Raw genomic sequence first — 21,532 nt, forward strand, 5'->3', positions numbered from 1 at the left:
CGTCTGCCGTGAAAACTCTCGCCGAGCACGATCGCAGGTCGGCGCGGTGCGGGCAACCGCTGGGCGCTACTCCGGCTTCTTGCGACCGGCCAGGCCGCGCCAGGCCAGATCGTCGAGCAGGTCGACCGCCTCGGCCACCTCGATCCGGCCGCCGGCCACCCGGTCGGCGATGGCCTCGCCCGCGCCGATCACCGCGGCGGCGACGACTTCGAAATTGGTGCCGGGATCGGCGTGCTTGGCGCTGGATTCGAGCAGTTTCGCGGTGAGTTCGATGACCCGCTCGCGCGCGTTGTCGATCTCGCTCGCGAAGGCTTGCTGACCGATTGCCTGCCGGTACAGCACCTGCCAGGACTGCCGGTTGCGGTCGACGAAGTCGAGGAAACCCTCCAGCGCTGTGCGCACCTGTTCGTGTGGAGTGAGTTGGGGGTTGCCCGCGGGCGCGACGGCCTCGATGAACCGCAGCCCCTCGCGCTGGATGCAGGCCCGGAACAACTCGTCCTTGGAGCCGTAGTACAGGTAGAGCATGGGCTTGGAGATCTTGGCCTCGGCCGCGATCGCGTCCATCGAGGTGTCGTGGAAGCCCTTGCGCGCGAATACCTCGACCGCGGCGTCGAGCATCTGCTGCTCACGAACCGCACGGGGAAGTCGCTTCGTTCCGCCTGCCATCCACTCTCCTACCGCAGGGTGAACCCCTATATTACTCCAAGGTAAGTTCACCCGTGCCCATTTGCCGCACAGTCGCCGGGACCGGCTCAGCAGCCCAGCGGCACACCCTTGTACCGCGCCATCCGCAACACGGAGGCATCGACCCGGTCGGCGGGCAGTTTGCCACTAGCCACCGACTGTTCCAAACGGTCGAGCACCTGGGGCACCGCGTCGGTGCTGATCCACAGGGCGTTGTCGGCGCCGGCGACCAGGGCCGCCTCCACCGCGTCGGCGATCGACATGCGGGCGGTGATGGCGGCCATGCCACCCAGATCGTCGGTGAAGATCGGGCCGTCGAACGGCGGGGCGCCGTAGCCGGTGCCCTCCCGCAGCAGCGTCATGGCGGCCGGGCTGATGCTGGCGGGCACGTCGGGTTCGGTGAGGCCGGGCACGTCGAGATGGCCGACCATCACGGCCGCGCCGGAGGTGACCAGGTTGCGGAAGGGCACCAGGTCGTGGTTCTGCAACTGGTCCAGCGGCGGGGTGCGCACCGCGCCGGTGTGCGAGTCGCCCGAACCCGAGCCGTGGCCGGGGAAGTGCTTGATGACCGAACCGAGGCCGACCTGGTTGGCGGCGCGGATGTAGGCGCCCGCGTACTCGGTCACCACCTGCGGGTCGTCGCTGTAGGACCGGTCGCCGATGACGCTGTCGTCGGGCTGGCTGCTCACGTCGACGTCCGGGGCGAAGTCGACGGTGATGCCGAGATCCTTCAGCGCCTGCGACCTGGTGACCGAGTTCTCGAAGTACTGCTGCGGCGTCTGCGTCTGGGCCACGACCCGGGCCGACGGCGCGGGCCCGATCACGTTCTTGGCGCGCGAGACCCGCCCGCCCTCCTCGTCGATGGTGACCATGAGCGGCACCTTCGCCACCGCCTGCACCGTGTCGAGCTGGGCCTTGTTCATCAGGCCGGGATCGGTCCAGCTGCCGATGAAGATCCCGCCCACCTGCTCGCCGCTCACCACGTTGGTGGCGTCGGCCGCGCCGGTGATGCCGACGGTGAGCAGCTGGGCGAGCTTCTCGCGCTGGGTGAATTTCGCGAGATAGTCGGTGCCACACCGGGTCTGGGGCGCGGTGGCGGTGGCCGGCGTGCCGGTGTCGCCGCTCTGCGCCGAGGTGGGGGTGCCGCTGCCGCTCGCCGCGGGGGTCGTCTCGGTCGACGAACCTCCCGAACAGGCGGTGGCGACGGCGGCCAGGACTGCGAACACGACCACAGGCGATTTCCGCATGGGCTCCACGGTAGCCCTGTCGCGCGCCGACCCACCGCGCCGGATCCGGATTGAACCCCCGACCTGCGGGGTAACCTGAATTCACACCTCGCCCGACCAGCGCAGGAGGTCGTCATGGCTTGCGATCGGATGCTCATCGCCTACGACGGTTCCGAACATGCCAAGCGGGCCATCCAGTACGCGGGCCGCTTCCTCACCGCCGAACGCGCGATCCTGCTCACCGCCTGGGAGCCGATGGTGCGCCAGGCCGCCCGCATCTCCGGGCTGGCCGGGGTGATGCAGCCCGACTGGGTGCCCGACGAGGAGCTCGAGGACATCGCCTACACCGATGCCCGCAAGATCAACGCCGAGGGCGTGCACCTGGCCAAACTGGCCGGCATCGACGCCGAACCGCGCACCACCGAATGCACCACCACGATCTGGAACGCGATCGTGGACTGCGCCGACGAACTCGACGTCGACATCATCGTCGCGGGCACGCGCGGCGCCACCGGCCTGCGCGCCCTGCTGCACAGCAGCGTCGCCGAGGCCGTGCTCAAGCACGGGCACCGGCCGGTGCTGCTGGTGCCACCCGAGCACTGAGAGTTCGATCGCTCGGTGTTCCCGGCGCGTCGGGCGCGCCGCTATGGTCGAGACACCATGAACCGATTCCTGCTGGCCCGCCCCGACGGCGTGCTGCGCGCGGCGGGCGTGCGCGCCGGCTACCCCGACCCGCGCCAGGCGGTCGACGCGCTGCGCCGGTGGCGCGAGGCGTCGGGCGGCGGAGCCGGGCCGCGGCTGATCGTCGGCGCGCTGCCGTTCGACCCGCGCGAACCGGCCGCCCTGTGGCAGCCCGAATCCGCGCTGCACACGGCCGGTCCGTGGCGACCCGCCGCGCTGCCGCCGCTGCCCGCCGTCCGCGTGGTGGCCGAGGAGCCCTCGGCGGCCGAGCATGTCGCCCGGGTGGCGAAGCTGGTCGAGCAGCTCGGCGATCCGGCGGGCGAACTGCGCAAGGTGGTGGCCGCGCGCACGCTGGTGGTCGAGGCCGACGAACCGCTCGATCCGGAAGTGGTGGCCGCTCAGCTACTGACCCGTCATCCCGGCGCCAATGTCTACGGCGTCGACCTCACCGCCGCGGGCCGCCCGGGCGAAACCCTGCTCGGGGCAACGCCGGAGGTCCTCGTCGCGCGGCACGGCCGACACGTGAGCCTGCACCCGCTGGCGGGCACGCTGCCCCGGCTCACCGACCCCGACGCCGACGCCGCACAGGCCGGGGAACTGTTGTCCAGCACGAAGAACCACGACGAACACCGCTTCGTGGTGGACTGGATCCGCGAACGGCTGAGCCCCGTCTGCGCCGAACTGAGCATCCCCGACGCGCCCGAACTGCTGAGTACCGAACAGGTCTGGCATCTGGCCACGCCGATCCACGGCGTCCTGCGCGACCCGGCGACCACCGCGCTGGAACTGGCGCTGCTGCTGCACCCCACACCCGCCGTCAACGGGACGCCGTTCGACGCCGCGCTCACCGCGATCACCGCGGCCGAACCGCGGCGCGGTTTCTACGGCGGCGCGGTCGGCTGGTGCGCCGACGACGGCGACGGCGAGTGGGTCGTCGCCATCCGCGGCGCCGAACTCTCGGCCGACGGCCGCACCCTGCGGGCGAGCGCGGGCGGCGGCATCGTCGCGGCCTCCGATCCCCGCGCCGAGCTGGCCGAGACCACCGCGAAGTTCCGCACGCTGCTCGGCGCGCTGCGTTGCGAAGTGCCCGAACACTGACCCGGGGCCGCGCACCTGCTAGGTTGACCGGAGAACCACCCCGACGTCGAGCGTATTGGAGTGCGCGATGAAGTTTGCTGTTCCGGCTGTTGCCAGCGCGGTCGGCGGCGCCCTGTTGAGCGCAATCGCCGTCTTCGCGATCACGGCCGCGGTACAGCAGAACACGGCGCCCTCGATCGACCGCAGCGGTGACAAGGATTCCTCGCTGCTCAACGCTCCTGAATACGGCAGCCGCTGAGTCCGACGCCCGCGCGTCACGCCCCCGAGCGGGGCACCCGGACACGGCTCCACTGGGTTGGCGCTGGTTCGTCGGCACGGTCGTAGCCGCCTTCGTCCTGACGTTCGCGCAGGCGCCAGGGCTCACCGTCGCGGACACCAAGTACGACCTCGCGCAGAATCCGCTCGGATTCCTCGCGCGGGCATCGCATCTGTGGAGCAGTCAGGCTCCGATGGGCCAGGTGCAGAACCAGGCCTACGGCTACTTCTTCCCGCACGGCACGTTCTTCTCGATCGGTCATCTGCTGCAGCTGCCCGCCTGGGTGACCCAGCGGATCTGGTGGGCGCTGCTGCTGCTGGCCGGGTTCTGGGGCGTGGTCAAGCTCTGCGAGACCCTGGGGATCGGCGCGCGCGGGTCGCGAGTCATCGCGGGTATCGCCTTCGCGCTGTCCCCGCGCGTGCTCACCACCCTCGGTTCGATCTCCTCGGAGACGCTGCCGATGATGCTGGCGCCGTGGGTACTGCTGGCGCCCGCCGCGCTCGGCACGGCCGTGCGGCGCAGGCGCGGCGGCCCGCTGTCACCGGCGGGCAGTGCGCTGGCACTGGCGCTGATGGGCTCGGTGAACGCCGTCGCGACGGTGGCCGCGTTCCTGCCCGCGGCCCTGTGGTGGGCCTCCTACCGGCCCAATCGACGCTGGTGGCGGTTCACCGCCGCGTGGATTCCGCTGCTGGTGCTGGCGACGTTCTGGTGGGTCGTGCCGCTGCTGCTGCTCGGCAAGGTGAGCCCGCCGTTCCTGGACTACATCGAGTCGTCCGGGGTGACCACGCAGTGGGCCTCGCTGAGCGAGGTGCTGCGCGGCACCGACAGCTGGACGCCGTTCGTCTCGCCCGAGCGCATCGCGGGCGCGGTCCTGGTGACCCAGCCCGCCGCCGTCCTCGCCACCGGGCTGCTGGCCGCGGCGGGCATGGCCGGGCTGGCGCGCTCGTCCATGCCGTATCGCGGCCGGTTCGCGCTGATCCTGTGCGTCGGGCTGGCCGGGATCTGCGCGGGCTATGTCGGTGAGCTGGGTGGACCGTTCGCCGAGTCGGTGCGGGTGTTCCTCGACTCGGGCGGCGCGCCGCTGCGCAACGTGCACAAGCTGGAGCCGCTGATCCGGCTGCCGCTGGTGATCGGGCTGGCCCACCTGCTCGGCCGGGTCGCCCTGCCCGCCTCGGTGCCGCTGCGCGAGTGGCGCGACAGCTTCGCCCACCCCGAGCGCGACCGGCTCGTCGCGGTGGCCGCGCTGATCCTGGCCGCGCTCACCCTGGCCACCTCACTGGCCTGGACCGGCAGGCTCGCGCCGCGCGGCGCCTACGACCGGGTGCCCGCGTACTGGACCGACACCGCCGAATGGCTGGCCGACAACGCCGCCGACACCCGCGCGCTCGTCGTGCCTGGCGCGCCTTTCGGCAGCCAGATCTGGGGACTCACTCGCGACGAACCGCTCCAGGCGCTGGCGAGCACGCCGTGGGCTGTGCGCGACTCGGTGCCCCTGAACCCGCCGGGCACCATCCGCGCGATGGACTCGGTGCAGCGGCTGATCGCCGACGGCAGGCCGTCGACCGGCCTGGCCGCCACCCTCGCCGACCAGGGCATCGGCGTCCTGGTGCTGCGCAACGACCTCGACCCGGAGACCTCGCGCTCTACCCGCCCGATGCTGGCGCACCGCGCCATCGAGGGCTCGCCCGGCCTGCGCAAAGTCGCCGAATTCGGTGCGCTGATCGGGCCGCGCGCGGCCGACGCCGGCCTGGTCGTCGACAACGATCTGCAACCCGCCTACCCCGCGATCGAGATCTACCGGGTGGACGTGCCCGGCCCCGGGACCCCCACCGAGGTGCGCGGCGGCACCGGTGCCCCGCCCGGATTCCCCGGCGCGTACACGGTCCCGCTCGACGCGGTGCCGGTGGTCCAGGGCGGCCCCGAAGTGCTGGAGCGGGTCCGGCGCGGCACCGGAAACCCCACGGCCCCGGTGCTGCTCACGGCCGATGCCGCCCGGGCAGGCCTGCCCCCGCAGCCGACGCTGATCACCGACACGCCGATGGATCGCGAGTCCGATTTCGGCCGGGTGGACAACCACAACTCCGCGATCCGCGCCGCCGACGACGCGCGGCGCACGCACAACCTGGTCCCCGACTATCCGGTCGACGGCACCCCACTGGTCCAGGGCGAATGGTCCGGCGCGAAAGTCACCGCGTCGAGTTCGGCGGCCGACGCCACCCAGATCGGCGGCGCCGCGCCCGGCAGTTCCACCGCCGCCGCGGTCGACGGCGACCCGAGCACCGCGTGGATCAGCAACGGTGCCGAATCCGCACTCGGCCAGTGGATCCGGCTCGACCTCGACCAGTCGATCACCACCGGCTCGCTGCGCTTCACCACCACGGCGGCCGCGCTGGGCGATCCGGTGAAGTGGGTGGAGGTCCGCACCGCCCGCGGCACGGTCTCGACCCGGATCACCGAACCCGGTGCGCCCGCGACGGTCGCGTTGCCCGCGGGCAAGACCGACTGGGTGATGATCACCGCCGCGCGCACCGAAACCGGAACCGCCGGTGGACAGTTCGGGATCAGCGAACTCACCCTCGACGACTACACCGTGCGTGACGCGCCGGTGCGGGTCGACATCAGGCACCGCGTGGTCCTCCCCGACGTGCCCACGGGCACCACCGTCACCGGCTGGGACCTCGGCCAGGAATTCCCCGGGCGCAGTGCCTGTTTCGACGGCCCCGACCGGGTGCACTGCAGCAAGGGACTCGGCCTGCCCGCCGAGGAACCCGGCGTCTTCGGCCGCACCCTCGCCGTCCCCGAGCCGCTCACGGTGGGCACCGACCTGACCGTGCGCACCCGGCCCGGCCCGGCGCTGGAGGCCCTGCTCACCGACCACACCCGGCCGGTGGCGCGCGGCAAGGCCGACGTCGGAGACCTGCGCGGCGCCGCCTTCGCGGCCACCGACGGCGACCCGAAGACCACCTGGACCGCCCCGGAGGACACCGTCCGCAGCCCGGCGGGCGGCAAACCGACGCTGGTACTGGAACTCCCGGAACCGGTCGAGGTGACCGGCCTCGACCTCACCACCGCGCTCGGTGGCCTGCCCGCGACCGCCACCGCCGTCGCGGTGAATCTCGGCAACGGCCCCCAGGTGCGCGAGCTGCCCGAGCGCGACCACGGCGAACCGGCGCGAATCTCGCTGTACCCCACCGTCACCGATCGCGTCGAGATCAGCATCCAGAGCTGGAACGAGGTGCTCGACCGCACCGCGCTCGGGTTCGTGCTCACCCAGCCCACCGGACTGGCCGAGGTGGAGGTGCTCGGCCCCGAGTATCCCGAGCACGCCCCGGGCGACCGGCCGGTCACCATCGGGTGCGCGGACGGACCGGTCATCGCGATCGGTGGCCGCACCGTGCACACCACGATCACCGCCACCGCCGACGAACTCCGCTCCGGCGCACCGGTTTCCGCCACCGCCTGTCCGGAGGACGCGGCCGACGTGGAACTGCTGCCCGGGCACCCCGATCTCACCGTCGCGCCCACCGAGCTGTTCACCGTCGACCGGCTGCGGCTGGTGCGCACCGACCCGATCGCGCCGGGACCGGCCGCCCCTGGCACCCAGCTGCTCGTGCTCCCGCTGAGCACGAACGTCGGGTGGCAGGCGCACACCGCCGACGGCACCGAACTGGACCCGGTGGTGGTCGACGGCTGGCAGCAGGCGTGGGTGGTCCCGGCGGGCACCACCGGGCAGATCACCGTCTCGTTCCCGGCCGACCGCTGGTACCGGCTCGCCATCTTCGGCGGCCTGCTGCTGCTCATCCCGCTGCTCGTGCTGGCTTTCCCGCGTCGACGTCCGGCGCCCGAGCACGGGCCCGCGCCGGTGCCGTGGAACGGGCGCGTGGTCGCCGCGGCGGGGCTGACCGGTGCGATCTTCGTCGTGTCCGGGCCGTTCGGTGTGGTGTGCACGGTCCTCGGCCTGGCGGGCAGCTGGTGGCGGCCCGCGCTGACCGCCAGGATCCTGCCGTGGGCGGCCGGGCTCGGGACGGTGACCTCGGCGGCGGTGCTGTCGACCGGGACGTGGCGCTCGGGCACCACCTACATGGGTGGCTCGCTGTGGGCGCAGGCGCCCGCCGTCATCGCGGTGGTCGCGGTCGGGATCGCGGCGCTACCGCGCCGGCGCGGAAACTGACTCGGTCCGCTCGGCCTTGCGGGCGGCGGCGGCCTGGTCCCAGCGCCGGGCCAGGCGCCGAGCGGGATCCTCCACCAGGGCGAAGCTCGCGGCGGCCAGCGGCATCGTCAGCGCGGTGGTGAGCACGAGGACGTAGAGGAAGTGCCCGCTGAACGGCAACACGCCGAACACCGGGAACACCGTGGTGAGCAGCACCAGATGCCACAGGAAGATGCCGTAGGACCAGCGGCCGATGGTGGCCGCGGTCGCCGACTCCAGCCAGCGATGCGGTGGGGCGTCGGCGTGCCGGAACACCAGCGGCGCGAGCAGGCCGAACCCGATGACCATGCCGAGCAGCATCTTCATCGCGTACTGCCACGGCTGGGCGCGCTCCAGCCCGGCGGGCCCGCCGAACTCGGTGGCCGAGACCAGGAACGCCGCCAGCGCGATCGCCCACATCAGCGGCTGACTGGCCAGCGCGCGGTAGAACCGGGTGTCGCGCACCTGATAGATCAGCTCGGCGAGCAGCATGCCCGCCGCGAACCACGGCAGATAACCGGGGAGCCAGTTGTCGGCGTGGATGGCATCCGGTGTCGGCACCGGCCACAGATTCCAGGTGAGGGTCACAGCGATCAGCGCGCAGATCGCCGGCACCCGCCACCGCGCCGCCGGACCGCGCAGCCGCACGACCGCCCAGGCCAGCAGCGGCAGCACCAGGTAGAACGCCACCTCCACCGACAGGCTCCACATCTGGGTGAGGCCCTCGGTGAGCGTCAGCGGGACGAACACCTGCAGCAGGAACAGGTTCGACACCCACACCCGCAGGTTGGCCGACTGCGCCGCGCCGGGCAGCAACAGCAGCACGAACACCACCACCACCCAGTAGGCGGGGATGATGCGCATCAGGCGATGCAGCAGGTAGCGGGTGGTCGACGGCACGCTGCCGAGCCCGCGGGCGGCCGCCGCGTGCGGACGCCACAGCAGATAACCCGACAGCGCGAAGAACACCGCGACCGCCATGTCGAAGCGTTCCAGGATCGGGCCGAGCACCGTGATCCCGCCCGCTCCGGTCTGGAAGGCGACGTGGGTCAACAGCACGCCGAGTGCCGCCATCCCACGCATGCCCTCGAGGGCTGGATTGAAGGCGCGGGGTGTCGGAACGGGGGCACTGGCGGTCGTCATCGGGTTCCAGTGTGCCCCGTCGGCGATTTCCCGGGCGCACCACGGCACTCGAAGTGGTCGGGCTGTTAGTGTCGGGGCTCACGAGGGCCTAGGGTGCTTTACCAGACCACCGGAGGATCCGTGTTCGAACGACGAGGAGAGTTTGCATGGCACTGAGTGCCGGTACCAGAAGGACGGTCGCCTGCGTGCTCGTGGGTCTGGGCGCGGCATTACTCGTCGCCGCGCTGATGATCCCCACCTACACCGTGAGCAAGGTGGCCAAGACTCCGCTCGACCTCGAGATCACGACGATCGCCGAGAGTCAGAAGGGGGAGGACAGCCTCGTCCTCGACTCCAAGTCCCTGACCCAGGGCGACGGCCCGGCCGTCGTCAACAAGGACGTGCCGCTGATCTCGCAGCGCTTCGTCACCGTCGAGGAGCCCTCCGACGCCGACGAGATGACGCTGCAGGCGGGCCAGACCCTGCGCCGCACCGACGTGCAGGGCGACACCGGCCTGCTCACCGCCACCATCGACCGGGTCACCATCGACCGCGTCGACGGCATGCCGGTGGACACCGAGCCCAACGGCTCGATCGCGGTCACCGTCAACAAGGACGGCAGCGTCATGGAGCCGGTGCAGCACACCGGCCTCGGCTACCGCTTCCCGATCGGCACCGAGAAGAAGACGTACCCCTACTTCGACATCAACGTGCGCAAGTCCTTCGACGCGAACTTCATCGAAGAGACCGAGATCAACAACACCAAGGTCTACCACTTCCAGATGACCGCGCCGGTCACCAGCACCTGGGACGTCGTGCAGTCGCCGACCAACCGGCTGACCCTGCCCGCGGCGAAGTGGGGCGTCACCGACGTGCCCGCCGACCAGCCCGTCACGATGACCCGCTTCTACACCAACGTGCGTGACCTGTGGGTGGAGCCGGAGACCGGCACCGTCATCAAGGGCGGCGAGTCGATCCACCTGTTCTACGGCCGCGCCGCGGACAAGCCCGAGGTGACCGCGCTCAAGTCGCACATCGTCTTCGACGAGGCCACCGTGGAGTCGCAGATCGCGATCGCCAAGGAGAACACCGACAAGCTGTCGCTGTTCGGTCGCGTCGTCCCGATCGTGCTCGGTGTCCTCGGCGTCATCGCCCTGCTGGCCGGCCTGTTCCTCGGCCTGCGCGGCGGCAGCGCACCGGCTCACGCGTCCCCGCGCGGCGGCGGTCGTCCGACGCCGGCGCCCACCGCGGCCCCCGACAACTCGGGCGCCACCAGCTGGGACGCCGACGACGCGCCGACCACGCAGTTCCCGCGTGGTGACTACGACGGGCCCACCGAACAGATCGACATCGAGAAGCGTCCCTGACGCTCGCCAGCTCCGACAGCGGCCCCGGTCAATGCGACCGGGGCCGCTGTCGTCGGCGGAGCTTCCGGGCGCTAGGTGGCGACGCCGCCCGCCATCGCCGGCGCCGGGCCCTGGGGCGCGCCCCGCGCGGCCGTGCGCAGGACGACGACCGCGACGATCGTGGTGGTCACGGCGGCGACCGAGACGGCGGTGGTGATCAGGGAGCCGATCGAGCGGGCGAAGGCGAGCATCAGCGTCACCTCGACGACGAGGCCGACCCAGGTGACCGCGGCGAGCGCGGTGCGCTCCACCGCGATGGCCGACAGCAGGGCGCCCTGCAACACCGCGAGAATCGCGCCGTGCAGGGCGAACAGCCACAGCAGGCCCTGGATGGGCGCGTAGTCCTGACCCGCGAACAGCGGGGCGAGCGGAGCGGCGAGGGCGGCGCCGAGCACCGCGACCACGCCGATGATCGACAGCACCGAGAGCGCGTCGCGGATCGCGCGCGCCGAATGCGTGGGCTGGGCCATCCGCGGATACAGCACCACGCCGACCGCCTGCGGCAGCCAGAAGGCGATCTTCGTCGCGATGGTGCCGAGCGAGTAGCGGCTGGCGTCGACGTCGTCGAGCACCATGCGGACCACGATCAAGTCGGCCGAGGACAGGGCCATCAACGCGGCCTGCACCTGCACCGCACGCAATACCGGCAGGACGCCGATGGTCCGGGCCCGGTCCGGCGAGTCCGGTCCGGCCGCGCCGGGGCCGGTGCGGGCGGCCGTCTTCGACGCGATCCGGCCCGCGACGACAGCCGCGCAGACGATGCCCGCCGCGCCCGCCCACAGCGCGCCCGCCGCACCACCGCCGAGGGCGAGCGCGAGCAGCGCGGGCGCGACGCGGGCCGTACCCGCCATCGCCAGTACCGCGGCCAGTGCGCGGAAGTGATTGCCGCCCTGCAGAATTCCCTGCTCACCCGAGAGCACCACCAGCGCGGGCGCGGCACCGAGGGCAGCGGCGGCCGCCCACACGCCGACGTGCAACAGCCCGGCGACCACGGGCACCAGCACCACGGCGACCGCGGCGACCAGGGCGGCGCACCGCCACTGCATCGACCGCACCGCGCGCAGATCCGCGCCGTGCACCACCTCGCGCGCGACCACGTTCTGCATGGCCAGCGCGGGCACCGCGCACAGCAGCTGCACCGCGAGCAGGCTGGCGAACTCGCTGTACCCGGCGACGCCGAGCCAGCGGCCTGCCAGCAGTTGCAGCAGGTACCCGGCGACGTTGGCGGTCATCGCGCCTGCCGTCACCCAGGTCAGGTCGGCAACGACAGGGGGGCGACGGACCGTGGACACGCCTCATCGTCGCACCTCGGCGCCCCGCGCATCACCGGTACCCCGAAAATGTGAGTCCGAGCGGACTCACCTTCGCCGCGGGAGGGACCTCCCCGCCCGCGCGCCCCGGAACGTAAGGTGCACTGACGTGACGGGAAGTGGACGCGCCAGAGCCGTGGTGGCCGGATACTGCGCCCTGCTCGCCCTGCTGATCGTCGGCCCGCTGGCCGGCTCCGGATACCTCCTGCTGCGCGATGCCGTCAGCACGCCGCGCTCCTACCTCACCGACTCCGCCCTCGGCCTCGGCGCCGCGGCTCCCCGCGCCGTCCCCCAGGACACCCTCCTCGCGGTCCTGTCCCCGATGATCGACGGTGGCCTCCTGGTGAAGGCGATCCTGCTCGTCGCCCTCTGGTCGGCCGGCTACGGCGCCGCCGTCCTCGCCCGCGACTTCCTCGCCGCCTCGACCCCCGCCCAGCTCGTCGCCGCCACCCTCGCCCTCTGGAACCCCTACGTCGCCGAACGCCTCCTCCAGGGCCACTGGAGCCTCCTCGCCGGCTACGCCGCCCTCCCCTGGGCCGCCGCGGCCGCCGTCCGCGTTCGCCACACCCAGCCTCGATCCCACACCGCGGGTCAACGCCGGAACATTGCCTCGGATGCGAACCCTTCGGGTCCGGACGCGGGTGCAACTTCCGGGCCGGACGCGGGCGCAACCTCCGGGCCGACCGCAGGACCTTCCGGGTCGAGCAGCGGACGTTCGCAAGCGGGCACAGGCAGTACTTCCGGCGACGCCACCGGAAGCCGCAGGGGACGTGCGGCCGTTGGCGAGAGTAGAAGCGGCATCGGCCTTTTCCGTGGCGGCCGGTTCCCGACTTCGCCCCCATTCGCGGCTGAGCGGGGTTCGGTTGGGGCGTGGGCGGCGTTGGTCGCGAGTTTCGCCGCCGCGGGGTTGACGCCGACCGGATCACTGCTGGTCGCGATCATCGGGTTGGCGCTGGTCGGGCGGCGAGCGTTCCTACCGGCCGCGGCATGGTGGCTCGCGACCTGCGCGCCGTGGCTGACCGCGACGGCACTGGGCGCGGGGGCCGACCCCTCGGACCCGGCGGGGGTGGCGGCATTCGCGGCGCGGGCCGAACCGTGGCTCGGGACGCTGGGCAGTCTGGCCGGGCTGGGCGGCATCTGGAACAGCGAAGCCGTACCCGCCAGCCGCACGACACCGTTGGCGCTGGTCGGCACGGTACTGCTGCTCGGGATCGTCGCGCTCGGCGTGCGGACGGTGTGGGCGCTCGGACGTACCGGCCGGACCCTGCTGGTGATCGCGGCTGCGGCGATCGTGCTGCCCGCCCTGGGCGCGACCAGCGTCGGCCTCGCGACCGGTGAATGGCTGGTCGTCCACGTCCCCGGCGCCGGACTCCTGCGCGACACCCAGAAATACGTGGCCCTCGCCCTGCCCGCCTACGCGTTGTGCGCGGCAGCGGGCTGTCAGGCGATGAGCACCTGGCTGCGCCGCCACTCGACAGCCGATGGTAGTGCCGACCGACGAGACGACGCCGCCGGCTCCTCACCTGCTCGAACTGGAACATCCACTGTCGCAGCCCTTTTCATCGCGCTACTCATCCTCCCACTCGCCGACCTGGCATGGGGCGTCGGCGGCGAGCTGCGCCCGGTGCACTACCCGGCCGGCTGGAAACAAGCCGTCGAGCGCATGGACGCCCCCGGCGACGTGGCGGTACTCCCGACCGGCATGTTCCGCAAATTCCCTTACAGCGGAACAGCTCCCGTCCTCGACCCCGCACCCCGAATCCTCCCCAACGACGTCCTGCAAACCGGCGAACTCCACGTCCGCGGCCATGCCGTCACCGGCGAGGGCAACCGCGCCCGCACCGTCGAGGACGCACTACTCCGAGGCGCGCCCTCGACCGAACTCGCCGCCCTCGGCGTCGGCTGGATCCTCGTCGAACGCACCACCCCCGGCCCCCTCGGCGAATCCGAAAAAACTCTCGCCACAGCCGAACTCACCTACCAGGACACCGACCTCGCCCTCTACCGAATCACCGCCCCCACCCCTCGCGACGTCGCAACCCCCACCCAACGCGCGATCTCCTTCGCAGCCCACCTCCTCTGGGCCCTTCTCCTCCTCACAAGCCTCACCACCGCCGCCATCCTCCGCCCCCACCAGCGGAGTGTCACCCGGCGCGGCGCAAGCATGTCACCGAACACGCCCACCGAATAGAACACCAGTGCGATAGAAGACCTATGTTCACTCGCTATGGTCAGCTCACAACATGAGGCGATGCACCGGATCTTCCGGCACGACCCAGGGACCTTCGCCCGTGTCTTCCACGCACTCGACCTGCCTTTCCCCGACCCATTGGAGGTGGAACATCTCTCCGTCGATCTGACCGAGATCGAACCGATCGAACGACGTGCGGACACGGTGCTGCGGATCACGACCGCGGAGTCCAGCTTTCTGCTGGTCGTCGAAGCTCAGGGCAAGAGGGAGCCGAGCCGTCCGAGCGCCTGGGCGTATTACCTGGCATACCTGCACGCCAAGTACTCGATCCCGGCCGTCCTGGTCGTCGTCTGCCGCAGCCATGCGACCGCACTATGGGCGCAGGGGCCGCTGCCCCTCGGCCACGAGACGTGGCCCTGCCTGATGCTCCGTCCGCTGGTCCTCGGACCGCACAATGTGCCTGCCGTGACCGATGTCGAGACCGCCTTGACCGATCTGCCGCTGGCCGCTCTATCTGCGATTACACATGCCACACGCCCGGAGATCGGTGCCATACTGGAGGCGCTTTCCGCGGCGCTGCACCTCGCCGGCGATCGGGACGACGCGCAGATCTACACCGAACTGGTCGAACTGGGCCTCGGGCGAACCCGGGGCGCCACGATATGGAGGAATCTGATGTCCATCGATCTGTCGTTCTTCCGCTCGGAGACCTCTCAGCGGCTTCGTGAAGAGGGCCGCGAGGAAGGCAGGGAAGAAGGTCGCGAGCAGGGGGTCGCGGACAGTATTCTGCGGATTCTGCGGCGTCGTGGTGTGGAGGTTCCCGATTCGGCCGAAGCCAAGATCACCTCGTGTCACGATCGCGCGCAGCTCGTCGACTGGCTCGATCGGTCGATCACCGTTCGTTCCGTCGACGAGATGTTCACGGACTGACTCGGTCGGCCGCCTGCGGGGCCACGAGGCCGCTGAGGAAGTCGCCTCGGGCCGCGGCTGCGAGCACCTCGTGCACACCGGAACCGGTCTGTTCCCAGGAGAATTCGCGGGCGCGTGAGCGGGCCTTCTCGCCCATCATCAGCCGGGTCTCCGGGTCCGCGAGGAGTTCGGCGGCGGCTGCGGCGAGGGCGGGGGCGTCGTCGACCAGCAGGCCGGTGACGCCGTCGACGATGGAGTCGGTGAGGCCGCGGGAGCTGCGGTAGCCGATGGTGGGGACGCCGTGCTGGGCGGCCTCGATGACGGCCAGGCCCCAGCCTTCCTTGCGGGAGGGCATCACGTGCACCCACGCGGTCGACAGGATCTCGTGCTTGCGGCGTTCGTCGACGTGGCCGTGGAAGGTGACCGCGTCGGCGATGCCGAGTTCGTCGGCGCAGGCGCGCAGGTTGGGCGCCCACCAGCCGTCGCCGATGACGTCGAGGTGCACGTCGGGGAACCGGTCGCGCAGCGCGGCGACGGCGGTCAGCGCGTCCTCGATCTGCTTGTGCGGGACCAGGCGCGACAGCACCGCGATGCGCGGGTGGTCGGCGCGGGTCTCCGCGGCGCCGGGAACGACCTCGGCCGGGACCGGCTCGGCGCCGTTGCGGACGACCGCGATGCGTTCGCGGTCGACACCGAGTACGGCCAATTCCTCGGCCGAGGGCAGCGAGACGGTCAGGTACTGGTTTTCCCGGTGCACGCGGGGCGAGAGCCGCGACTCGATCCACCACCCGATCCGCCCGACCAGCTTGCCCGCCACCGGCCACTGCTCGCGATGGCCGTGATGCACCAGCACCACCGACGGGACACCGGTGGCCGCGGCGAAGAAGGGAATGCCGTTCTGGGTGTCGATGACGACATCGGGCCGCACGCCGCGCAGCGGGCCGACACCGAGCCGACCGGCCAGAATGGCGGCCAGCGCCCGCGGGTACACGGTGAAGCGGCCGCCCGCGCGGCTGATGTCGATGCCGTCGACATGCTCACGACGCGGCGCGCCCGGGTACCCGGCCGTGCGCAGCGTGACCTTGATACCGCGCGCCGCCAGCTGCGCGCCGACCTGCTCGAGGTACCGCTCGCTGCCGCCACCCTGCGGGTGCCCCGTGTCACGCCAGCACAGCAGGAGGACTTCACGCACGGTCGGGGCTCGCAATCGGGTCGGTACAGGACAAAGGTCGGCACCCACCCTAGCGGGTGTGGTCTGCGCGACACATCGGTATCGCCCGTGCCCACCCTGCCGTGTTGTGCCGGACCGCACGATCGGCCCCGGTACGGCTGCCAATAAACTCTGCCCGTGCCGACCGCATCCCTGCCGAGAACCGAGCAGCCAGCCCAGCGCCGCGACCAGTCCAGGTTCGCGCGCCGTGCCACGCTGCGCCGCTCGCTGCGGCTGCTCACCAGCTTCCGGTTCGAGCAGTCCGACCCCGGCCGGTTCTACGGCGGCATCGCCACCGACAGCGCCGACCTGATCGGCGACTTCTACGCCGATATCGCGGGTCGCGACCTCACCGGCACCGTCGTGCTCGACGTCGGCGGCGGGCCGGGGTACTTCGCCGACGAGTTCGCGGCGGCCGGGGCACGCTACGTCTCGGTCGAGCCCGACCCGTCGGAGATGCACGCCGCGGGCCTGCGGGTCGCCGGTTCGGTGCGCGGCTCGGGGATGGCGCTGCCGTTCCGCGACGACGCCTTCGACGTCTGCTTCTCGTCCAATGTCGCCGAGCACGTCCCGCAGCCGTGGGTGATGGCCGAGGAGATGGTCCGGGTCACCAAGCCCGGCGGCCTCATCGTGTTCTCCTACACGGTGTGGCACGGGCCGTTCGGTGGTCACGAGACCGGTCTCTGGCACTACCTCGGCGGCGAATACGCTGCTCGCCGGTACCGGCGCAAGCACGGACGGGAACCCAAGAACAGGTTCGGCAGGTCCCTGTTCGCCGTCACCGCCGCCGACGGGTTGCGCTGGGCGGCAACGACTTCAGCCGATGTGCGGACGATCTTCCCCCGCTATCACCCGAGCTGGGCGTGGTGGCTGGTTCGCATTCCGGTGATCCGCGAGCTACTGGTGAGCAACCTGGTGGTGGTGGCGACGAAGCACGATCAGGCCAGCCAGCTCAGCCGGCGCGACCTGCGTACCGGTGCGGGCAGCGCGCTGGCCCACGGCGACTCCTGAATCGCCAGGCCCACCGTTTCCAGCGTGGTCAAGCCGACCTGATCGGCGAGCGCCCCCACCATCGCGACCGCCTCAGCGGCCTGAATGGCGGCAGTTGCCTGCTCGATGGTGAGCGTGCGGCCCGGCAGGAATGACACAACCCATCCCCCGCTGCCCACACTCTTCGCTTGATGGTCGGTCTGGTCGCTGGTCATCAACGATCGGCCGATCACTTGCACAGCCATGAGTCGGTCTCCCCAATTCGCTGTAAAGGTCTGATGAATCGAGCGAGCTGATCAGTAGCTAAAGCATCCCCTTTTCAACAACAGAACGCAATAGTGCGTTTACCCGAAAAGCGAACCGACAGGTTGGAATTCGCCCTGTTCACAGTCGTTGCGGGACAGCGAATTAGAACGTGTTGCAGACAACACGGCGACAAAACTGTAACGTGTTCTTATGCACTACGACAGTCTGTTCATCGGCGGGAAGTGGACCACCCCTGCCGGTAGTGACCGCATTTCCGTGGTCTCGCCCGCAACGGAGGAGACCGTCGGCAGCGTGCCCGCGGTAACCAAGGCCGATGTGGACGCGGCGGTCGCCGCGGCCCGCGACGCCTTCGACAGCGGACCGTGGCCATCGACGCCGCCACTGGAACGAGCCGAGGTGCTCTCCAAGGCGGCCAGGCTCATCGAGCAGCGTTCGCCCGAATTGCTCGCCGCGCTCACCGCGGAGATGGGCGCGCCCTCGTTAGCCGCCTTGACACTCAACCAGATTCCGGCCGTCGCGGCGCTGGACGCCTGGGCCGCCCTGGCGAAGACCTTCGCGTGGAACGAGACTCGGACCGGCCTGTTCGGAACCTCGCGCGTCTCACGGGAACCGCGCGGCGTCGTCGCCGCCATCACCGCCTGGAATGTCCCGATGTTCCTGGCCGCGAACAAGCTCGGACCCGCTCTGCTCGCGGGCTGCACCGTGGTGCTCAAGCCCTCGCCGCTGACCCCGCTCACCGCCAACCTGCTGGCCGACATCTTCACCGAGGCGGGCCTGCCCGACGGTGTGCTCTCGGTGCTGCCCGCCGACGCGGCGGAGAGCGAGTACCTGGCCGGTCATCCCGGCGTCGACAAGGTGACCTTCACCGGCAGCACCGCCGTGGGCCGGAAGCTGGCCGCGATCGCGGGCGAGCAGCTCAAGACCGTGTCGCTGGAGCTGGGTGGCAAGTCGGCCGCCATCGTGCTGCCCGATGTGGACCTGGCCGCGAGCATTCCCGTTCTTGCGTTCTCCGGATTGATGAACAGCGGCCAGGGCTGCGTGGCGCAGACCCGCATCCTGGCGCCGCGCAGCCGCTACGACGAGATCGTCGACGCGCTGGTAGCCCACGTTCAGACCATGCAGACCGGCGATCCGACCGACCCCGCCACCCAGCTCGGCCCGCTGATCAGCGAGAAGCAGCGCGACCGGGTGGAGAGCTACATCGCCAAGGGCAAGGAAGAGGGCGCGCGCCTGGTCCTCGGCGGCGGCAGGCCGGCGGGCGTCGAGCGCGGCTGGTTCGTCGAGCCGACGATCTTCGCCGACGTGGACAACTCCAGCACCATCGCGCAGGAGGAGATCTTCGGCCCGGTGCTCTCGGTGATCCCGTACGAGACCGAGGAGGAGGCGATCGCCATCGCGAACGACTCCGACTACGGTCTGGCCGGGTCGGTGTGGACCACCGACATCGAGCACGGCGTCGAGGTTGCCGCGAAGGTGCGGACCGGCACCTACGCGATCAACTGGTACGCCTTCGACCCCACCGCGCCCTTCGGTGGGTACAAGAACTCGGGCATCGGCCGCGAGAACGGGCCCGAAGGCCTCGACGCGTTCTGCGAGCAGAAGTCGGTGCTGATGCCGATGGGCTGGACCCCGGCATGATCGGTCAGCGCCCGGAGGAGGCAGCCCGCGTAACCACGCAGGGCGCCCGATCATGCGAAGCGGACGCCGCCTAGTTCTCCGGCATCTGCACCCGCAGGACCGGCTGTCCGGCCACCTGACCGCGGGGTGGCAGGTCGACCACGTCGACCCGCCACCCCGGCGGCAGTGCGCTCTGCAGGCGGCCTGCCACCCGCTGCAAGGGCGTGCTCGAGAACGCGTCCGACTCGGACCTGGTCACCAGATCTGTCATGCGTCAACCACCTCTCAGCGTCGATCTCATCGGGACCGCTTGTGGCGGCGTGGAGTCTCGAAGGGGAGTTAGCTCGGATGGTGCGACGTACAGAGGAGCCTGAGCAGGAATATAGGTGACAACGCCCGTCCATCGCCAGCGACCCTCTGACATCGACAGATATACCCCGAAGCGAGCCGGGGAAATCGTCCGATGTCTCCGGCCTGCGGAAACCCCGAGTTCGCTTGGCCGCCTACCCACCGCCCCGCGGCCCGATTCCGGCGTCGAAATTCGGCACCGCACAGGAACTCTGGTCAGCGACGCAGGGAGCGCCGATACGCCGACGGTGTGAGGCCCGTCACAGAGCGTAGGTGATCACGCAGGGCTGTCACGCTGCCGAAGCCGGCGCGCTGCGCGACCGTCTCCACCGGCAGGTCGGTGCGTTCGAGCAATTCGCGCGCCCGGCCGAGTCGTTGCGCGTCCAGCCAGGCGCCGGGCGTGGCGCCGACCTCCGCCTTGAACCGGCGGATGAAGGTGCGCTCGCTCATCAGCGCGTGCGCCGCGAGCGCGGAGACGTCAACGGCGTCGGCGGGATTCGCGATCGCCCAGGACAGGGTGGCGGCCAGGCCACCGTGTGGATCGCCGCCGCCCATCGGCTGCGGAATGTACTGCGCCTGACCGCCCTCCCGGTGCGGCGGCACGACATTCCAGCGGGCCAGGTCGGCGGCCGCCGCCGCGCCCAGCTCGCGGCGGGCGATGTGCAGGCACAGATCGAGTCCCGCCGACAGGCCCGCCGAGGTCAGGATGTCGCCGTCGTCGATGTAGAGGGCGGTGGGGTCGAGCTTCACGGCGGGATAGAGCGCGGCGAACTGGTCGCAGTAGCCCCAGTGCGTGGTGGCCGGCCGGTCGTCGAGCAGGCCCGCCTGGGCCAGCACGAAGGCACCGATGCAGATGCTGGCGATGGTCGTGCCCCGGTCAGCCGCGGCGCGCAGCGCGTCGAGGACGGGTTCCGGGGTGGGCAGGGTCGGCAGGCCGATGCCGGGGACCACGATGAGATCGGCCTCCGCCAGCAGCTCGAGACCGTGGTCGACCCGCAGGTCGAAGCCGTTCGGCGTCCACACCGGGCCCGGCCTGACCCCGCACGTGCGCATCTGGAAGCCGGCGGGCTCACCGGTCACGCCGGGTCCGTGCCGGAACGCCTGCACCGCGCAGGCCAGGTCGAAGGTCATCACCCCGTCCAGGGCCAGCGCCGCGACCTCGATCATGACCCCAGTTTGGCACGTAACCACGCATCACTGGCATTTCCGCCACTTCACCACGCCCCGCGCGTGGCCGACACTCGACTTCTACCGGCGAAACACGGAGGAGATCGACCATGCCAACCCTCGACTGGGAGTGGGCCACCAGCACCGGCGGCAATCTCACCGCGGCCCAGCGCCGCGCGCTGACCGCCGAGCTGGTGCTGCGCACCGCGCCTGCCCTCGTGCCCGGCCGGATCCGGCAAGCGCTCGGCAGGCGCGGCGCGGGCCGGGTCGACCTGGCCGGCCTGCGGCTGCCCGACACCGCGCTGGCCAGGGCCGCCGAAGACGAAGCGCGCGGCACGTTGTCGGACGCGATGCTGGCGCACTCCTACCGCACCTACTTCTTCGCCCGCGCGCTGGCCGAACTCGACCGGGTCGACTACGACGACGAGGTCGGCTACGTGGCCAGCCTGCTGCACGACATGGCGCTCGAATCACCGACGCCGGGACGGTGTTTCGCGGTGGTCGGCGGCGAATCGGCGCACGGGTTCGCGCTGCGGCACGGCGCACCGGCCGAACGCGCGACCGCGATCGGCGCGGCCATCGCCGCCCACCTCAACCCCGACGCGGCCGGGAACCTGAGCGACCCCGGCGGTTTCGTCTCCGCGGGCGCCTCGGTGGACGTCCTCGGCAGGCGCCTCGACGATCTCGACCCGAGCTGGGTCGAGGAGCTGCTGACGCGGCATCCGCGCCACGATTTCAAACGGCACATCGTCGGTTGTTTCACCGCCGAGGCCGCCGCGGTCCCCGAGGGCCGCATCCACTGGCTCAACGGCACCGGCTTCCGGCAGCTGATCAAGCTGGCGCCGTTCGCCGAATAGACGA

General features: G+C 71.1%; 18 protein-coding genes. 10 read left to right on the forward strand and 8 right to left on the reverse strand.

Going from position 1 to position 21,532, the window contains the following annotated elements; genetic code table 11:
- Nucleotides 1-66 precede the first annotated feature (66 nt).
- Together EL493_RS02520 and EL493_RS02525 are read right to left on the reverse strand one after the other, a co-directional pair.
- Nucleotides 67-666 carry a TetR/AcrR family transcriptional regulator gene (locus EL493_RS02520; RefSeq protein ID WP_022566692.1) on the reverse strand — a complete coding sequence of 200 codons (600 nt, stop codon included), beginning with the start codon at nucleotides 664-666 and terminating at the stop codon, nucleotides 67-69.
- 86 nt (nucleotides 667-752) lie between these two features.
- Nucleotides 753-1,931 carry a glycoside hydrolase family 3 N-terminal domain-containing protein gene (locus EL493_RS02525; protein WP_022566693.1) on the reverse strand — a complete coding sequence of 393 codons (1,179 nt, stop codon included), beginning with the start codon at nucleotides 1,929-1,931 and terminating at the stop codon, nucleotides 753-755.
- A 114-nt stretch (nucleotides 1,932-2,045) separates the two neighbouring features.
- On the opposite strand from EL493_RS02525, the gene EL493_RS02530 reads away from it, so the two are divergent.
- The 4 genes from EL493_RS02530 (at nucleotide 2,046) to EL493_RS02545 (ending at nucleotide 8,116) form a co-directional block, all read left to right on the forward strand.
- Nucleotides 2,046-2,513: a universal stress protein gene (locus tag EL493_RS02530; RefSeq protein ID WP_022566694.1), complete on the forward strand. Its 468-nt coding sequence runs from the start codon at nucleotides 2,046-2,048 to the stop codon at nucleotides 2,511-2,513.
- A 57-nt stretch (nucleotides 2,514-2,570) separates the two neighbouring features.
- Nucleotides 2,571-3,689: an isochorismate synthase gene (locus EL493_RS02535; RefSeq protein ID WP_019049885.1), complete on the forward strand. Its 1,119-nt coding sequence runs from the start codon at nucleotides 2,571-2,573 to the stop codon at nucleotides 3,687-3,689.
- A gap of 67 nt (nucleotides 3,690-3,756) precedes the next feature.
- Nucleotides 3,757-3,927, forward strand: a complete 171-nt coding sequence (locus EL493_RS02540; RefSeq protein WP_022566695.1) for a DUF2613 domain-containing protein — start codon at nucleotides 3,757-3,759, stop codon at nucleotides 3,925-3,927.
- The gene (locus tag EL493_RS02545; RefSeq protein ID WP_198040865.1) at nucleotides 3,878-8,116 is read left to right on the forward strand and encodes an alpha-(1->3)-arabinofuranosyltransferase; all 4,239 of its coding nucleotides are present in this window, start codon (nucleotides 3,878-3,880) and stop codon (nucleotides 8,114-8,116) included. Before EL493_RS02540 ends, EL493_RS02545 begins: the two co-directional genes overlap by 50 nt.
- On the opposite strand, the gene EL493_RS02550 is transcribed toward EL493_RS02545, so the two are convergent.
- Complete coding sequence (locus EL493_RS02550) at nucleotides 8,093-9,277, reverse strand: acyltransferase family protein (protein WP_022566697.1); 1,185 nt, start codon at nucleotides 9,275-9,277, stop codon at nucleotides 8,093-8,095. The genes EL493_RS02545 and EL493_RS02550 overlap by 24 nt on opposite strands.
- A gap of 146 nt (nucleotides 9,278-9,423) precedes the next feature.
- Here EL493_RS02550 and EL493_RS02555 point away from each other — a divergent pair, with 146 nt between their 5' ends.
- The gene (locus tag EL493_RS02555; protein ID WP_019049889.1) at nucleotides 9,424-10,623 is read left to right on the forward strand and encodes a DUF3068 domain-containing protein; all 1,200 of its coding nucleotides are present in this window, start codon (nucleotides 9,424-9,426) and stop codon (nucleotides 10,621-10,623) included.
- Between the two features lie 71 nt (nucleotides 10,624-10,694).
- Here the strand turns inward: EL493_RS02555 and EL493_RS02560 are convergent, their stop codons facing one another.
- On the reverse strand, nucleotides 10,695-11,894 hold the full coding sequence (locus tag EL493_RS02560) for a hypothetical protein (RefSeq protein ID WP_019049890.1): 1,200 nt from the start codon (nucleotides 11,892-11,894) through the stop codon (nucleotides 10,695-10,697).
- 187 nt (nucleotides 11,895-12,081) lie between these two features.
- Between EL493_RS02560 and EL493_RS32860 the strand changes: the two genes are divergently transcribed.
- Together EL493_RS32860 and EL493_RS02570 are read left to right on the forward strand one after the other, a co-directional pair.
- Nucleotides 12,082-14,163 (forward strand): hypothetical protein, encoded by a 2,082-nt coding sequence (locus EL493_RS32860; protein ID WP_022566698.1) that lies wholly within the window; start codon nucleotides 12,082-12,084, stop codon nucleotides 14,161-14,163.
- Between the two features lie 60 nt (nucleotides 14,164-14,223).
- Complete coding sequence (locus EL493_RS02570) at nucleotides 14,224-15,093, forward strand: hypothetical protein (RefSeq protein ID WP_019049892.1); 870 nt, start codon at nucleotides 14,224-14,226, stop codon at nucleotides 15,091-15,093.
- Here EL493_RS02570 and EL493_RS02575 read toward each other — a convergent pair.
- On the reverse strand, nucleotides 15,083-16,264 hold the full coding sequence (locus EL493_RS02575; protein WP_019049893.1) for a glycosyltransferase family 4 protein: 1,182 nt from the start codon (nucleotides 16,262-16,264) through the stop codon (nucleotides 15,083-15,085). The genes EL493_RS02570 and EL493_RS02575 overlap by 11 nt on opposite strands.
- A gap of 156 nt (nucleotides 16,265-16,420) precedes the next feature.
- Between EL493_RS02575 and EL493_RS02580 the strand changes: the two genes are divergently transcribed.
- Nucleotides 16,421-17,293: a class I SAM-dependent methyltransferase gene (locus EL493_RS02580; RefSeq protein ID WP_019049894.1), complete on the forward strand. Its 873-nt coding sequence runs from the start codon at nucleotides 16,421-16,423 to the stop codon at nucleotides 17,291-17,293.
- Here the strand turns inward: EL493_RS02580 and EL493_RS02585 are convergent.
- A complete protein-coding gene (locus EL493_RS02585; RefSeq protein ID WP_022566699.1) occupies nucleotides 17,221-17,517 on the reverse strand; it encodes a hypothetical protein in 297 nt (98 codons plus the stop codon). The two genes, EL493_RS02580 and EL493_RS02585, sit on opposite strands and share 73 nt — an antisense overlap.
- A gap of 211 nt (nucleotides 17,518-17,728) precedes the next feature.
- Between EL493_RS02585 and EL493_RS02590 the strand changes: the two genes are divergently transcribed.
- A complete protein-coding gene (locus EL493_RS02590) occupies nucleotides 17,729-19,177 on the forward strand; it encodes an aldehyde dehydrogenase (protein WP_019049895.1) in 1,449 nt (482 codons plus the stop codon).
- A gap of 70 nt (nucleotides 19,178-19,247) precedes the next feature.
- Here the strand turns inward: EL493_RS02590 and EL493_RS02595 are convergent, their stop codons facing one another.
- Entirely contained in the window at nucleotides 19,248-19,427 is a 180-nt protein-coding gene (locus EL493_RS02595) for a hypothetical protein (RefSeq protein ID WP_019049896.1), read from the reverse strand.
- 293 nt (nucleotides 19,428-19,720) lie between these two features.
- Nucleotides 19,721-20,671: a GlxA family transcriptional regulator gene (locus EL493_RS02600; RefSeq protein ID WP_019049897.1), complete on the reverse strand. Its 951-nt coding sequence runs from the start codon at nucleotides 20,669-20,671 to the stop codon at nucleotides 19,721-19,723.
- Nucleotides 20,672-20,781: 110 nt separating this feature from the next.
- Here EL493_RS02600 and EL493_RS02605 point away from each other — a divergent pair, with 110 nt between their 5' ends.
- The gene (locus EL493_RS02605; protein ID WP_019049898.1) at nucleotides 20,782-21,528 is read left to right on the forward strand and encodes an HD domain-containing protein; all 747 of its coding nucleotides are present in this window, start codon (nucleotides 20,782-20,784) and stop codon (nucleotides 21,526-21,528) included.
- The last annotated feature ends 4 nt before the right edge of the window (nucleotides 21,529-21,532 follow it).

Origin of the sequence: Nocardia asteroides (genome assembly GCF_900637185.1) — a bacterium.
In the GTDB taxonomy this organism is placed as follows: Bacteria; Actinomycetota; Actinomycetes; order Mycobacteriales; family Mycobacteriaceae; genus Nocardia; species Nocardia asteroides.